Source organism: Polymorphospora sp. A560, from assembly GCF_045781765.1.
GTDB lineage: Bacteria > Actinomycetota > Actinomycetes > Mycobacteriales > Micromonosporaceae > Polymorphospora > Polymorphospora lycopeni.
This window is the reverse complement of the sequence record NZ_CP122282.1, coordinates 247488-261971: the sequence shown is the minus strand read 5'-3', so window position 1 is coordinate 261971 and position 14484 is coordinate 247488. Positions and strand designations below refer to the sequence as shown.

Below are 14484 nucleotides of genomic sequence, written 5' to 3'. Positions count from 1 at the left end.
ACCCCATCAGGGATGCGGGCCCGGCCGGCCCGTCCCCGTCAGGGGCGCAGGCCGAGCCGCACGACCAGGTCGAGCAGCGCGAAGAAGAAGAGCGCGATGCCGACGAAGCCGTTGGCGGTGAAGAAGGCGCGGTTGACCCGGGACAGGTCGGTCGGCGTGACCACCACGTGCTGGTAGGCGAAGGCGGCCGCCGTCAGCACCAGCCCGATCCACCACGGCCAGCCGAAGCCGACCAGCGCACCGAACCAGACGAAGAGCGCGAACGTCACCACGTGGGCGACGGTGGAGGCGTGCAGCGCCCAGCCGATGCCGTACCGGGCCGGCACCGACCGGACCCCGATCTCCCGGTCGACCGCGGTGTCCTGGCAGGCGTAGATCAGGTCGAAGCCGCCGATCCACAGCCCGACGGCCGCACCGAGCAGCCAGGCCGGCCCCGAGCCCTCGAACGTGCCGGTGACGGCGAGCCAGGCGCCGACGGGTCCGACCGCCTGCGCGACCGCCAGGATCGCGTGCGGCCAGTCGGTGAACCGCTTGCCGTACGGGTAGACGACCAGCGGCACCACGGCGAGCGGCGCGAGTGCCAGGCAGAGCGGGTTGAGCGCCGCCGCCGCGGCCAGGAAGACGACGATCGCGACGCCCGCGCCGGTCCAGGCCGTCCGGACGCTCACCGCCCCGGTCACCAGTTCCCGGCCCGCCGTACGCGGGTTCCGGGCGTCGATCCGCCGGTCGATGATCCGGTTGGCGGCCATGGCGAAGGTACGCGCCCCGACCATCGCGATCGTGATCAGCAACAGGTCGAGCCAGCGGATCCGGCCGCCGTCGACCTGCATGGCGGTCAGTGCGGAGAGGAAGGCGAACGGGAGCGCGAAGACCGAGTGTTCGATGGCGACCAGCCGCAGGAACGCCTTCACCCGACCGGGTGCGGGGGCGGTGGTGGTCACGAGATGCCGTATTCCTTCCAGCGCTTGTCGACCAGCGAGGTCACCTCCGGCGACATCGTCATCCGCTCCGGCCAGCCCCGGGTGTAACCCTCGGTCGGCAGCTTGCGGGTCGCGTCGACACCCGCCTTGCCGCCCCAGAACTGCTGGTAGGACGAGTGGTCGAGGTGGTCGACGGGGCCTTCGGTGAGCAGCAGGTCGCGGGAGTAGTCGACGTTGCCGAAGGCCCGGAAGGCGACCTCGTTGTAGTCGTGGACGTCGCAGTCCTCGTCGACGACGATGATCAGCTTGGTCAGCGACATCAGGTGGGCGCCCCAGATCGCGTTCATGACCTTCTGGGCGTGCTTCGGGTAGCGCTTGCGGATCGAGACGATCGCGCAGTTGTGGAAGACGCCGGCGGCGGGCAGGTCGTAGTCGACGATGTCCGGGATCAGCAGCTTGAGCAGCGGCTGGAAGATCCGCTCGGTGGCCTTGCCCAGGCCGTGGTCCTCCTGCGGCGGCTGGGAGGTGACGATCGAGTGGTAGACGGGGTCGCGCTGCATCGTCATGCACTCGACGTGCATCACCGGGAACGGCTCGACCGGCGTGTAGAAACCGGTGTGGTCGCCGAAGGGGCCCTCCGGCAGCCGCTCGCCCGGCTCGATGTAGCCCTCCAGCACGATCTGGGCGTGCGCCGGCACCTGGATCGGGACGGTGAGGCAGTCGACCATCTCGACCCGCTCGCCGCGCAGGTAGCCGGCGAACAGGTATTCGTCGATGTCACCGGGGAGTGGCGCCGACGCCGAGTAGCAGACGACCGGGTCGGCGCCGATCGCGATGGCGACCGGCAGCCGCTCGCCGCGCCGCTCGGCGACGGCGTGGTGCGCGGTGGAGTCCTTGTGGATCTGCCAGTGCATGCCGAGCGTGTTGTGCGAGTGCTGCTGGAGCCGGTAGAGGCCGAGGTTGCGCTTGCCGCTCTCCGGGTGCTTGGTGTGGGTCAGCCCGTAGTTGTGGAAGATGCCGCCGTCGCCGGGCCACACCTGCAGGCCCGGCAGCCGGTTCAGGTCGACGTCCTTGCCCTTGTAGACGACCTGCTGGCAGGGGGCGGTCTTGACCTTTCTCGGCGGCAGCGACTTGAGTTGCAGCACCTTGCCGAGTCCTTCGCGGATGCCGGACCAGCCGACCGGCAGCTCCGGCTTGATCATCGCGCCGATCCGGGCGCCGACCTCGTTCAGATCGTCGACGCCGAGCGCCATCGACATCCGCTTCTCGGTGCCGAAGAGGTTGATCGCGACCGGCATCTCGCCCCGGGTGGGCCGCTCGAAGAGCAGCGCCGGGCCGTCGGCCCGGACCGTACGGGTGACGATCTCGCTGATCTCCAGCGTCGGATCGACCGGTACGCCCACCCGGCGCAGCTCACCGGCGCTCTCCAGCGCCGCGAGAAAGTCCTTCAGGTCCTGGTACGGGAACCCACGTGCCGCCATGCTTCGCAGACTTTCCTTCCGGTCGACGTACGGCCGCGGGGTCGGTTGGCCCGACCCGGTCAGGCGTACGAGTGCAGGCCCTCGAAGAACAGGTTCACGCCGAAGAGGTTCATCAGCATGCTGAGGAAGCCGATGATCGCGATCCAGGTGGCGACCTTCCGCTTCACGCTCGGGGTGGCCCGGGCGTGCAGGTAGCCGGCGTAGATCACCCAGGAGATGAACGACCAGGTCTCCTTGGGGTCCCAGCCCCAGTAGCGGCCCCACGACGCCTCGGCCCAGATCGCCCCGCCGATGACACCCATCGTCCACAGCGGGAAGGCGAAGGCGTGGATCCGGAAGGTGAGCCGTTCGAGTACGTCGGCGGCCGGCACCCGCTCGGCGAGGCTGTACGGGAAGCCGCGCTTGCCCTGGTCGTAGCCGTTGCGCAGCAGGTAGAGCACCGCCGGCACGATGCCGAGCACGAACGCGCCGGAGGCGAGCCCGATCGCCGAGATGTGCACGTAGAACCAGTAGGAGTCCAGTGCCGGGACCAGCGGGCCGACCGGGGTGTAGATGACCAGGCCGGTCACGCCGAGCAGGAGCACCATGACGAGGGTCATGAACAGGCCGAGGTGCCGCAGGCCGGGCCGGCGCAGCAGCAGGCCGAGCCAGGCGGCGATGCCCACGAAGGTGACCGCGAGCACGAACTCGTACATGTTGCCCCACGGCATGCGCTCGGCCGCGATGCCCCGGGTGACCAGGGTGCCGAGGTGCAGTACGGCGGCGACGACGGTGAGGACGACGGCGATGCGACCGGCGAGCGCGGCCCGGCCGGACGACGGCGGGTCGAGCCGGTCGGCGGCCGGTTCGTCGACGGCCGGTGGCTCGAAGGCCGGCTGGTCGCCGCCGGCACCGGCACCGACCAGGGCCGGTTCGCGGGCCGGCCGGACGGCGGCCCGACCCACCAGGCTGCGGTCGCCGAACGCGAACTCGACGGCGTGACAGATCATGGCGACCAGGTAGGCCATGATCGAGACCACCAGAAGCTGGTCGGACAGAGCGGCCATCAGCTTTTCCCTTCGCTGCGCTCGACCGCCGCCACGAGTTGCTTGAACTCGTCGGCGAACCCGGAGTAGTCGGTGCGCGGCAACCCACCGGCCTCCATCAAGCTACTACCGCCCGTCGTGGAAGCGGTCGCGGGGGGCTCCGTACCGGCCACGGCCGGCGTGGCGGGCCGCGCCGGCCCGGTCCGGAACCAGATCCGGCGACGCTTCCCGAAGATCGACATCATCAGGCCGGCGAGCATGACGATCGAGCTGACCAGCACGATCCGCTCACCCGGGTCGTACCGGACCGACAGCGTGATGAACTCGCGGGTGCCGACGAACTCGACCGTCGAACCGTCGTCGAGCGTCCAGCTCTCGCCGGGGCGCATCAGCTTCGCCTCGCCGATCTGCTTGAGCTTGCCGGCCTCCACCTGACGCTGGTCGAGGACGTAGACCGAGCTGGGGATGCCGGCGTCGAGACCCAGGTTGCCCCGGTAGGCGATCAGCATCAGCGCCGGCGACCGCTCGGCCGGGAACACCGAGCGGACGTACGGCGGCGCGTCCGGAGCGGTCGGCAGGTAGATGCCCTCGAAGGCCATCTGCTGGTCGGGGTCACGGTCCCCGGTCGCCGGGTCGATGTTGACGTCGGGGAACGCGGCGACACCCTCGCCGGTGAGGTTGCCGTCGGTGGTCAGGAACGGCGCCACCGAGGTCTGCACCCGGCCGAGCCGGTCGGTGTAGCGGATCACCGGGGCGTAGCCGTGGCCGAGCAGGTAGGCGCTGGCGCCGTCGAGACGTAGCGGCGAGTTGACCGAGAACTCGACGTCGCGCGGTTCACCGCCGGCCTCGTCGACCTTCGCGCTGGCCTGGAAGTACGACGGCTGGCCGGTATCCAGGAAACGGGCGTCGAAGTCGGTCAGTTCGAGGCAGAACGGCGGCAGGTCGGCGGCGTCGACCCGGGGGCCGAGCCCGGTTTCGGCGTACTGCTGGAGGTTGTTGCAGAAGGCGGTGTCCGGACCGGCGACCAGCAGGCGGTTGCCGTGCCAGCCGTACCAGGAGCCGAACGCGACGCCGAACAGCACGCCGATCAGCGCGAAGTGGAAGATCAGGTTGCCGGTTTCCTTGAGGTAGCCCTTCTCCGCCGACACCTCACCGTCGCGGACCACCACCCGCCAGCGGCGCTTGCGCAGCACGGCGGCGATCCGCGCCGGGTCGGCGGCCGGCGCGGCCAGGACCGCGTGCTGCGGCAGCCGGTCGAGCCGGCGCGGCGCCGCGGGCGGCGCGGCCCGCAGGGCGCGTACGTGGTCGCGCAGGCGGGGCACGATGCAGCCGATCAGCGAGACGAAGAGCAGCACGTAGATCGCCGAGAACCACGGCGACGCGAAGACGTCGAACCCGCCGAGCCGGTCGATGATCGGATAGAGGTCGGGGTTCGCCCGCCGGTACGCCTCGACGTTCTCGATGTTGACGTCACGCTGCGGCAGGATCGAACCCGGGATCGCCGCGACGGCGAGCAGGAAGAGCAGGACCAGCGCGGTACGCATGCTGGTGAGCTGCCGCCACGAGTTGCGCAGCAGGGCCAGCACCCGGTTGGGCCGGCGCGGCGGCGGGGCGGCGGGCGGTGCGACCCGGTCCTCGACGACGGACATCAGATCACCACCGTCACGTCACCGACGTTGAAGGTGGTCTGCAGCCAGATCACGAAGTCCTGCCAGCCGCCGGTGAGCAGGGCCAGCCCGATGACGATCAGCAGCGCGCCGCCGATCCGGGTCACCCAGCGGCTGTTGCGCCGCACCGCCCGGAAGACCCCGAGCAGCCGCTGGAAGAACAACCCGAACGCGACGAACGGCAACCCCAGCCCCAGGCAGTACGCGACCGCGAGCACCACCGCCCGGTCGGTCTGCCCGCTGACCGCGGCCATCGTCGTCACCGCGCCGAGGGTCGGGCCGACGCAGGGCACCCAGGAAAGGGCGAAGACCGCACCGAAGACCGGCGCGCCGAGCAGCCCGGCGGACGGCAGCCGCCGGATGCGGAACTCGCGCTGCATGCCCGGAACGAGGCCGAGAAAGGCCAGGCCGAGCACGATCACGATCAGCCCGGCGGCGATCTCCAGGGCCCGCTCGTACTCGAACAGCACCCGCCCGATGCTGGCGAACAGGATCGCGGTGGCGGTGAAGACCACGGTGAACCCGGTGATGAACAGCAGCGTCCCGGCCAGCATCCGGCCCCGGACCGCGGTCGGCGTACGGGTCGCCACGGCGACCCCGCCGCCGGTGCCGTCGGGTTCGCCGGTCGGTGGAACGGCCGGCGCCGGCCGCCGCGCGTCGAGGTCGGCGCCGGCCAGCCCGGTCACGTAGGACAGGTAACCCGGCACCAGCGGAAGCACGCACGGGGAGAGGAAGCTGACCAGGCCGGCCAGGGCGGCCGCGCCGATCGCCAGCAACAACGGGCCGCCCTGGGCGATCTCCGCGAAGGTCTCACCCATCAGCGGTCCCGCGGCCGTTCCGCGGCGATCCGGGCGACGATCGGTTCCAGCGTCTCCTGCCGTACCGCCTTGCGGATCACCACCGCGATCCGGCCGTCGCGGTCGAGGACCACGGTGGCCGGAACGGTGTTGGGCGGCAGCACCTCGAACTCCAGCGCGAGCCGGCTCGCCGGGTCGAAGAGGCTCGGGTAGCTGACCCGGCCCTCCTCGAAGGCGATGGCCTTGTCGCGAGCGTCCTGCACGTTGATGCCGATGAAGCGCACCCCGCTGTCCTTGGTCGCCTGGTAGGTGGCTTCCAGGTCGGCGGCCTCGGCCCGGCACGGCGGGCACCACGAACCCCAGAAGTTGACCACCACGACCTGGCCCCGGTCCTGGGTGAGGTCGTAGCGGCCGCCGTCGAGCAGCTCACCGGCAACTTCGGGGGGCCCCGGCCGGCTTTCCGGCGCACACTCGATCACGCCGTCCGGCGTGGTGTCGCAGTCCTGCTCCAGGCCACTGTCGCGGGTGCAGCCGGCCAGCGCGACGGCCGCGAAGAGGACCACCAGCAGCGCCAGGCGGCCGGGCCGGCTCGCACCCGCCCTTTTCACCGCGCTCGCGGCTGCACTCGACCTGGTCGCCGCGTTCGCGGCTGCGATCTGCACGGCCGTCACGCGCCCTTGGCCGTACGGGCCCCTGGCGACATGGCGACCAGGTGCGCGGCCGGCTCCGAGTAGCCGATTCCGACGACCTTGGCCCCGTCGAAGTGGAAGGACGTGAGGCTGGCCAGCCCGCACTGCCGCTTGCGCGGGTCGTGCCACAGGCGCTTGCGCTCGACGTGCCGGCGCAGCGTCCAGATCGGCAACTGGTGGGAGACGCAGACCGCTTCGCGGCCCTCGGCGGCGACCCGGGCGGCGTGCACGGCGGCGAACATACGCTCGGCGATGACGGTGTACGCCTCACCCCACGACGGCGTCATCGGGTCCCGCAGCACCCACCAGTTGCGGGGGTCACGGAAGGAGCCGTCGCCGGGCGACACCCGCTTGCCCTCGAACCAGTTCGCGCTCTCGATCAGCCGCTCGTCGACGGCGACCTGGAGGCCGAACTGCGCGGCGATGGGTTCGGCGGTGTCCTGGGCCCGTTCCAGCGGGCTCGCCACGACGTAGGAGATGTCCCGGTCGGCCAGCGCCTGCGCGGCCGCCTTGGCCATCTGCGTGCCCAGTTCGGACAGGCGGTAGCCGGGTAGTCGCCCGTAGAGGATCTTCTCCGGGTTGTATACCTCACCGTGCCGCAGCACATGGACGACCGTCTCAGCCACCGTTCACCCCCGCCTGTCAACCACCGTGCGTCCGCGCGGCCGCGGCCGCGTCGGCGGCAGCCGGAAGGGCCGCCGCGATCTGCTCCAGTGCGGCGTCGTCCAACGCCGCCGAGACGAACCACGACTCGAACGCGCTCGGCGGCAGGTAGACCCCGGCCGAGAGCATCGCGTGGAAAAAGGCCCGGAACGCGGCGGTGTCCTGGGTGCGCGCGCTGTCGTAGTCGACGACGTCGGCCTCGGTGAAAAAGATCGAGAACATGTTGCCGGCGTACGACAGCCGGTGCGGGACACCGGCGGCGGCCAGCGTGTCAGACGCGAGCTTGCCCACGGTGGCGGACAGTTCGTCGAGCCGGGTGTAGAGCGCCGCGTCGGCCAGCCGCAGGGTGGCCAGGCCGGCGGCGCAGGCCAGCGGGTTTCCGGACAGCGTGCCGGCCTGGTAGACCGGGCCGGCGGGGGCGAGCCGGGCCATGATCTCGGCCCGGCCGCCGAAGGCGGCGGCGGGCAGCCCGCCACCCATGACCTTGCCGAACGTGAACAGGTCGGCGTCGACCGGGTCGAGCCCGGCCCAGCCGCCGGCGGAGACCCGGAAGCCGGTCATGACCTCGTCGACGATCAGCAGCGCGCCGTGTTCGTGCGCGATCCGGGCCAGTTCCTGGTTGAAGCCGTCGCGGGGGGCGACCACGCCCATGTTGCCCGGGGCCGCCTCGGTGATGACGGCCGCGATGTGCTCGCCGTCGGCCGCGAACGCCGCCGCGACCGCGGCCGGGTCGTTGTAGGGCAGCACGATCGTCTCGCTGGCCGCGGCGCCGGTGACGCCGGGCGAGTCGGGCAGGCCGAGGGTGGCGACGCCGGAGCCGGCGGCGGCGAGCAGCGCGTCGACGTGGCCGTGGTAGCAGCCGGAGAACTTCACGATCCGGGACCGCCCGGTGAAGCCGCGGGCCAGCCGGATGGCCGACATGGTCGCCTCGGTGCCGGAGTTGACCAGGCGGACCTGCTCGACCGGGGTACGGGCGACGATCTCGGCCGCCAGCTCGACCTCGCCGGCGGTCGGGGTGCCGAAGCTGGTGCCCCGCGCGGCGGCCTCCTGCACGGCGGCGACCACCTCCGGGTGGGCGTGCCCGAGGATCAGTGGGCCCCAGGAGCTGACCAGGTCGACGTAGCGGCGGCCGTCGGCGTCGAAGAGCCACGGGCCGGCGCCGCGGGCCATGAACCTCGGCGTGCCGCCGACCGCCTGGAAGGCGCGCACGGGAGAATTGACCCCGCCCGGGATGATGCGTCGGGCGCGGTCGAACAGGGCCTCGGAGGCGGGCGCGTCAGCCGGGAATCGGCTGGCACCGGCGGTATGCGTTTCGGTCACGGTGCTGCCATTCTGACAGCGCTGCGGCGCTGGCTGGCAGCCACCCCTGCCGAGGGCAGTCAACGTCACCCGGTGGAACCCACCGGTCACCGGCGCCGTCCGGTCGACGGGCCGGGTGGGCGAGAGCGCGATAAGGTGGCCTTGTGGAGCGTCCGGAGCTGTCGATCGCGGTGCAGCGTACGGCCGACGAGGCGGTGGTGACCCTGGTCGGCGAGATCGACATGCTCACCGCGGCACGCCTGTCGAGCACGGTGAACGAACTGTTGATCGATCCACCGGCCCGGATCGTCCTGGACCTGGCCGGTGTGACGTTCTGCGACTCCCAGGGGCTGGGCACCCTTGTCGTGCTCAGCCGTAAGGCGAGCCACTCACGCAGCCCGCTGATCCTCACCAACGTGGGCGACTTCCTGCTGCGGGTGCTCGACATCACCGGCCTGCGTTCGGCGCTGATGGTGCGAAACGAGCAGTCCGCCGGCTGATCCGGGCGCGGTCGTCGCGGCTGGCGTCGTCGTCGGTGCTGGCGCGGTCTTCGCGGCTGGCGCGGTCGCCCGGCCGCTCAGCGGTCCCCGGCGTCGACCGTGGCCAGCGCTCCGAGCACCGCGGATCCGGTGGCGAACCCGACCACCACGAAGACGGCGGCCTGCAGCCAGCCGCTGGCGCCGGCCAGCAGCGAGTGGGCCAGCAGCACGCAGAGCAGACCGGCGATCGGGCCGCTGAGCAGCGCCAGCAGGATCGCCGTACGCCGCCGGCCGGGGCTCGGCCGCGGAAGCGTGTGGAACCGGTACAGCGGGTCGAGGTGACCGGGCGCGGGGAACGTCTCACGCTGCGACATGCCCCGACAACTACCCGCATCGACAGCGCTGGAAACGGCACCCGGCCGGCTCCGCGGTGCGGCGAGCCGTCAGGCGCCGGTTCCCCAGCGGGCCTGCTCCAGCAGTTCGACGGCGCGCTCGCGGGCCGACGGGTCGTCGGAGCGCAGTTGGGCCGTTGCCGCGTCGACGGCCTCGGTCAGCGACCGCCACTGCGCCTCGCGGGCGCGTACGGCCTCGGACTGCGCCGCCAGCTGGCGGCTCTTGGTCCACAGGTCGACAAAAATCGACACCTTGGCCCGGAGCACCCACGGGTCGAACGGCTTGGTGAGGTAGTCGACCGCGCCGACCGCGTAGCCGCGCAGGGCGAGCTGCGCGTCGCGGTCGGCGGCGGTCAGGAAGATGATCGGCACGTGCCGGGTACGTTCCCGGCGCTTGATGTGGCTCGCCGTCTCGAAACCGTCCATGTCGGGCATCTGGGCGTCGAGCAGGATCACCGCGAAGTCGTCGACCAGCAGCCGCTTCAGGGCGGCCTCACCGCTCTCGACGGCGACCGACTGCACCGGCAGTCCCTGGAGGATCGCCTCCAGGGCGAGCAGATTGTCCTTCCGGTCGTCGACGAGCAGCGCTTTCGCCATTTCGGTCACTGGGTGGGGCCCTTCGTCGTGGTGCCGGCTGCGTACGCGTCCGTCCCGGACGCCCGGACGGTCACGCCTTTACCTCCCGCCCCCCGCCGTTGACCCAGTCCGCCATCAGGGCGATCAGGTCGTCGAGGTCGACGGGTTTGGTGATGTAGTCGCTGGCCCCGGCCGCCAGGGCGGACTCCCGGTCACCCGGCATCGCCTTGGCGGTCAGGAACACCACCGGCAGGTCCGCGAACCGGTGATTGCGCCGGATCGCCCTGGTCGTCTCGTATCCGTCCTGGTCAGGCATCATCGCGTCCATCAACACGATATCGACCTCGGGATGCTCGGCGAGCAGGCGTACCCCTTCGGCGCCGTTGTCGGAATAGAGCACCGTCATCCCGTGCAGTTCGAGCGCGCTGGTCAGGGCGAAGACGTTCCGTACGTCGTCGTCGATGATCAGCACGGTGGTGCCGTCGAGCTGGCGGGTGACCGGCGCGGCCGGCAGCTCCTCGGCGGCCGGCAGCACCAGCGACGGGCTGACGCGGGCCGGCGGCAGCGGGGTCGGCCCCGGCGTCACCACCGCGTCCGGCGCGAGCACGTCCGGCAGGAACAGCGTGAACGTCGACCCCTGCCCGGGCGCGGACGAGACGACGATCGTGCCGCCGAGCAACTGGGCGATGTCCCGGCTGATCGACAGGCCCAGGCCGGTTCCGCCGTACCGGCGGCTGGTGGTGCCGTCGGCCTGCTGGAACGCCTCGAAGATCAGCGACAGCTTGTCGTCGGAGATCCCGATCCCGGTGTCGATCACCGCGAAGGCCACCACCTGGCGGGCGGTCGCCAGCGCCGGTACGTCGAAGTACATCCCCTCCGGAGCCTGGCCGATCTGGAGCCGTACCGCCCCGGTGTCGGTGAACTTGACCGCGTTGGAGAGCAGGTTGCGCAGGATCTGCTGGAGGCGCTGCGCGTCGGTGACGACCACCGGCGGCAGGTCCCGGGTGATCTGCACCTGGAACTCGAGGTTCTTCTCCTCGGCCTGCGGGGCGAACGCCTGCTCGACGTAGGCCTGGATGTCGGCGAAGCCGACCTCGGTCGGCTCGACGTCCATCCGGCCGGCCTCGATCTTCGACAGGTCGAGGATGTCGTCGATCAGGGAGAGCAGGTCGGACCCAGCGCTGTGGATCGTGCGGGCGAACTCGATCTGCTTCGGGCTGAGGTTCTGCTCGGTGTTGTCGGCCAGCAGCCGGGCGAGCAGGAGCAGCGAGTTCAGCGGCGTACGCAGCTCGTGGCTCATGTTGGCGAGGAACTCCGACTTGTACGCCGACGCCCGGGACAGCTGCTGGGCCTTCTCCTCCAGACCGATCCGGGCCATCTCGATCTCGCGGTTCTTGGTCTCGATGTTGCCCTTCTGCTCCGACAGCAGTTGCGCCTTGTCCTCCAGTTCGGCGTTGGTGCGCTGCAGTTCCGCCGACTGCTCCTGCAACTCGTGGGCCAGTCGCTGGGACTGGGCGAGCAGTTCCTCCGTACGCCGGTTGGCCTGGATCGTGTTGAGCGCGATCCCGATCGTGGCGACGAGCCGTTCGAGGAAGGTCAGGTGCAGTTCGGAGAAGGCGGCGACGCAGGCGAACTCGATGACGCCGAGCAGTTCGCCCTCGAAGAGGACCGGCAGGACGACCAGGTCGCGTGGGGTGGCTTCGAGCAGGCCGGAGCGCAGGGTGAGCTGGCCGGCCGGCGCGGTGGCGCCGACCCGGATGATCCGCCGGGACACCGCGACCTGGCCGACGAGCCCTTCGCTGGGCCCGAAGGTGACGTCGTGGTTGCGGGCGACGTAGCCGTACGACGCGGTCAGCCGCAGCCGGGTGACAGCCTCGTCGTTGTCGGCGAGGAAGAAGGCGCCGAGTTGCGCGTCGACGAGCGGTGTCACCTCGGTCATGATCATCCGGCAGACCTCGCCGAGGTCCCGCTGGCCCTGGAGCAGCCCGCCGATCCGGGCCAGGTTGGAGTCGAGCCAACCCTGCTCGGCGTTCTTCTTGGTCGTCTCGCGGAGCGTGACGATCATCTGGTTGATGTTGTCCTTCAGCTCCGCGACCTCGCCCTGCGCCTCGACCGCGATTCGCTGGGTCAGGTCACCGCGGGTCACCGCAGTCGAAACCTGGGAGATCGCCCGCAGCTGGGTGGTCAGGGTGGAGGCGAGCTGGTTGACGTTGTCGGTCAGGTCACGCCAGGTGCCGGCGACGCCACGCACCTGGGCCTGGCCGCCGAGCTTGCCCTCGATGCCGACCTCGCGGCCGACCCGGGTCACCTCGTCGGCGAACGACGACAACTGGTCCACCATCGTGTTGACGGTCGACTTCAGCTCCAGGATCTCGCCCTGCGCGTCGACGGTGATCTTCTGACCGAGGTCGCCGCGGGCCACCGCCGTGGTGACCGAGGCGATGTTCCGCACCTGGGCGGTCAGGTTCGACGCCATCGAGTTGACGTTGTCGGTCAGGTCTCGCCAGGTGCCCGAGACGCCGCGCACCTGGGCCTGACCACCGAGCTTGCCCTCGATGCCGACCTCGCGGGCCACCCGGGTCACCTCGTCGGCGAACGACGACAACTGGTCCACCATCGTGTTCACCGTCGACTTCAGCTCCAGGATCTCGCCCTGCGCGTCGACGGTGATCTTCTGCGAGAGGTCGCCGCGCGCGACCGCGGTGGAGACCTGGGCGATGTTGCGGACCTGGGCGGTCAGGTTCGACGCCATGAAGTTGACGTTGTCCGTGAGGTCGCGCCAGGTGCCGGCCACACCGCGCACCTGGGCCTGACCGCCGAGCTTGCCCTCGGTGCCCACCTCGCGGGCCACCCGGGTCACCTCGTCGGCGAACGACGACAACTGGTCCACCATCGTGTTCACCGTCGACTTCAGCTCCAGGATCTCGCCCCGGGCGTCGACCGTGATCTTCTGCGACAGGTCGCCCTTGGCGACGGCCGTGGTGACCGAGGCGATGTTCCGCACCTGCGAGGTCAGGTTCGACGCCATCGAGTTGACGTTGTCCGTGAGGTCGCGCCACGTGCCGGAGACGCCCTTGACCTGGGCCTGGCCGCCGAGCTTGCCCTCGGTGCCCACCTCGCGGGCCACCCGGGTCACCTCGTCGGCGAACGACGACAACTGGTCCACCATCGTGTTCACCGTCGACTTCAGCTCCAGGATCTCGCCCCGGGCGTCGACCGTGATCTTCTGCGACAGGTCGCCCTTGGCCACCGCTGTCGACACCTGCGAGATGTTCCGGACCTGTGAGGTGAGGTTGCCGGCGAGCTGGTTGACGTTCTCGGTGAGGTCGCGCCACGTGCCGGACAGGCCACGCACCTGGGCCTGACCACCGAGCTTGCCCTCGATACCGACCTCGCGGGCCACCCGGGTGACCTCGTCGGCGAACGACGACAACTGGTCGACCATCGTGTTGACGGTGTCCTTGAGTTCCAGGATCTCGCCCTGGGCGGCCACGGTGATCTTCTGCGACAGGTCGCCGTTGGCCACCGCCGTCGACACCTGGGCGATGTTCCGCACCTGGGCGGTCAGGTTCGACGCCATCGAGTTGACGCTGTCGGTGAGGTCCTTCCACGTGCCGGCGACGTTGGGCACCTCGGCCTGGCCGCCCAGCTTGCCCTCGGTGCCCACCTCGCGGGCCACCCGGGTCACCTGCTCGGCGAAGAGCCGCAGCGTGTCGGTCAGCGAGTTCATCGTGTCGGCCAGCTCGGCGACCTCGCCGCGCGCCGACACGGTGATCTTCTGCGACAGGTCGCCCCGGGCCACCGCGGTCGCCACCTGCGAGATCGACCGCACCTGGTGGGTCAGGTTGGAGGCCATCGTGTTGACCGAGTCGGTCAGGTCCTTCCACGTGCCGGCGACGCCGCGTACGTCGGCCTGGCCGCCCAGCTCGCCCTCGGTGCCCACCTCGCGGGCCACCCGGGTCACCTCGTCGGCGAACGACGAGAGCTGGTCGACCATCGTGTTGACGGTGCGGCCGATGCGCAGGAACTCGCCGCGCAGCGGCCGGCCGTCGATCTCCAGGTGCATGTGCTGGGAGAGGTCGCCGTCGGCGACCGCGACGATGACCCGGGCGATCTCGGTGGTCGGCCGACCGAGGTCGTCGATCAGGGAGTTGATCGCCCGCTGGCCGTCTGCCCACGCGCCGTCGAAGCCCTCCTCGTCCAGCCGCTCGGTGAGCCGGCCGTCCCGCCCGACGATCCGGCTGATCCGCCGTACGTCGAGGTTCTGCCGCTCTTGCAGCCCGACCACCTCGTTGAAGGCGTCGACGACCTCGCTGCCGACACCGGTGCGCCGGGGCAGCCTCGTCTTCAGCTCGCCCCGGCGGACCCTGCGCAGCGCCTCGGCCAACTCGTCGAGCAGGACAGCTTCCTCGGACCGGGTCGGGTCGGCGGCCGGGGCCTGCTGTTTCGCCGTCGTCATCGCGCCTCGCTCAGTTCTGGGACAGGGCAGCACGTCC

At 70.8% G+C, this 14484-nt stretch carries 12 protein-coding genes; 1 reads left to right on the top strand and 11 read right to left on the bottom strand.

Annotated features, from left to right (window positions below):
* Positions 1–38: 38 nt before the first annotated feature.
* The 8 genes from mqnP to hemL form a co-directional block, all read right to left on the bottom strand.
* On the bottom strand, positions 39–941 hold the full coding sequence (gene mqnP, locus QCD66_RS01255) for a menaquinone biosynthesis prenyltransferase MqnP (protein WP_375736950.1): 903 nt from the start codon (positions 939–941) through the stop codon (positions 39–41).
* Positions 938–2401 carry a menaquinone biosynthesis decarboxylase gene (locus QCD66_RS01250; protein ID WP_375736951.1) on the bottom strand — a complete coding sequence of 488 codons (1464 nt, stop codon included), beginning with the start codon at positions 2399–2401 and terminating at the stop codon, positions 938–940. The genes mqnP and QCD66_RS01250 overlap by 4 nt, the downstream gene beginning before the upstream one ends.
* A 59-nt stretch (positions 2402–2460) precedes the next feature.
* Positions 2461–3447, bottom strand: a complete 987-nt coding sequence (gene ccsB / locus QCD66_RS01245) for a c-type cytochrome biogenesis protein CcsB (RefSeq protein WP_364214832.1) — start codon at positions 3445–3447, stop codon at positions 2461–2463.
* The gene (locus tag QCD66_RS01240; protein ID WP_364214834.1) at positions 3447–5075 is read right to left on the bottom strand and encodes a cytochrome c biogenesis protein ResB; all 1629 of its coding nucleotides are present in this window, start codon (positions 5073–5075) and stop codon (positions 3447–3449) included. Before QCD66_RS01240 ends, ccsB begins: the two co-directional genes overlap by 1 nt.
* Positions 5075–5911: a cytochrome c biogenesis protein CcdA gene (locus tag QCD66_RS01235; protein ID WP_364214837.1), complete on the bottom strand. Its 837-nt coding sequence runs from the start codon at positions 5909–5911 to the stop codon at positions 5075–5077. Before QCD66_RS01235 ends, QCD66_RS01240 begins: the two co-directional genes overlap by 1 nt.
* The gene (locus QCD66_RS01230; RefSeq protein WP_375735587.1) at positions 5911–6465 is read right to left on the bottom strand and encodes a TlpA family protein disulfide reductase; all 555 of its coding nucleotides are present in this window, start codon (positions 6463–6465) and stop codon (positions 5911–5913) included. The genes QCD66_RS01235 and QCD66_RS01230 overlap by 1 nt, the downstream gene beginning before the upstream one ends.
* Positions 6466–6557: 92 nt before the next feature.
* Entirely contained in the window at positions 6558–7205 is a 648-nt protein-coding gene (locus QCD66_RS01225; RefSeq protein WP_364214840.1) for a histidine phosphatase family protein, read from the bottom strand.
* Between the two features lie 16 nt (positions 7206–7221).
* Entirely contained in the window at positions 7222–8562 is a 1341-nt protein-coding gene (hemL, locus tag QCD66_RS01220) for a glutamate-1-semialdehyde 2,1-aminomutase (protein WP_375735584.1), read from the bottom strand.
* A gap of 143 nt (positions 8563–8705) precedes the next feature.
* Between hemL and QCD66_RS01215 the strand changes: the two genes are divergently transcribed.
* Positions 8706–9041 carry an STAS domain-containing protein gene (locus QCD66_RS01215; RefSeq protein WP_357540599.1) on the top strand — a complete coding sequence of 112 codons (336 nt, stop codon included), beginning with the start codon at positions 8706–8708 and terminating at the stop codon, positions 9039–9041.
* Between the two features lie 77 nt (positions 9042–9118).
* Here QCD66_RS01215 and QCD66_RS01210 read toward each other — a convergent pair whose 3' ends face one another.
* From QCD66_RS01210 to QCD66_RS01200, 3 genes are all read right to left on the bottom strand, one after another.
* Positions 9119–9394 carry a hypothetical protein gene (locus QCD66_RS01210; RefSeq protein WP_364214847.1) on the bottom strand — a complete coding sequence of 92 codons (276 nt, stop codon included), beginning with the start codon at positions 9392–9394 and terminating at the stop codon, positions 9119–9121.
* Positions 9395–9463: 69 nt separating this feature from the next.
* Positions 9464–10018 (bottom strand): response regulator, encoded by a 555-nt coding sequence (locus tag QCD66_RS01205; protein ID WP_357540595.1) that lies wholly within the window; start codon positions 10016–10018, stop codon positions 9464–9466.
* 61 nt (positions 10019–10079) lie between these two features.
* Positions 10080–14447: a HAMP domain-containing protein gene (locus QCD66_RS01200; protein WP_407566969.1), complete on the bottom strand. Its 4368-nt coding sequence runs from the start codon at positions 14445–14447 to the stop codon at positions 10080–10082.
* Between the last annotated feature and the right edge of the window lie 37 nt (positions 14448–14484).

What these genes read in the sequence shown, in the direction of transcription:
- QCD66_RS01250 (WP_375736951.1), bottom strand. Translation starts at nt 2,401, where the DNA reads ATGGCGGCACGTGGGTTCCCGTACCAGGACCTGAAGGACTTTCTCGCG.
- ccsB (WP_364214832.1), bottom strand. Translation starts at nt 3,447, where the DNA reads ATGGCCGCTCTGTCCGACCAGCTTCTGGTGGTCTCGATCATGGCCTAC.
- QCD66_RS01240 (WP_364214834.1), bottom strand. Translation starts at nt 5,075, where the DNA reads ATGTCCGTCGTCGAGGACCGGGTCGCACCGCCCGCCGCCCCGCCGCCG.
- QCD66_RS01235 (WP_364214837.1), bottom strand. Translation starts at nt 5,911, where the DNA reads ATGGGTGAGACCTTCGCGGAGATCGCCCAGGGCGGCCCGTTGTTGCTG.
- QCD66_RS01210 (WP_364214847.1), bottom strand. Translation starts at nt 9,394, where the DNA reads ATGTCGCAGCGTGAGACGTTCCCCGCGCCCGGTCACCTCGACCCGCTG.
- QCD66_RS01200 (WP_407566969.1), bottom strand. Translation starts at nt 14,447, where the DNA reads ATGACGACGGCGAAACAGCAGGCCCCGGCCGCCGACCCGACCCGGTCC.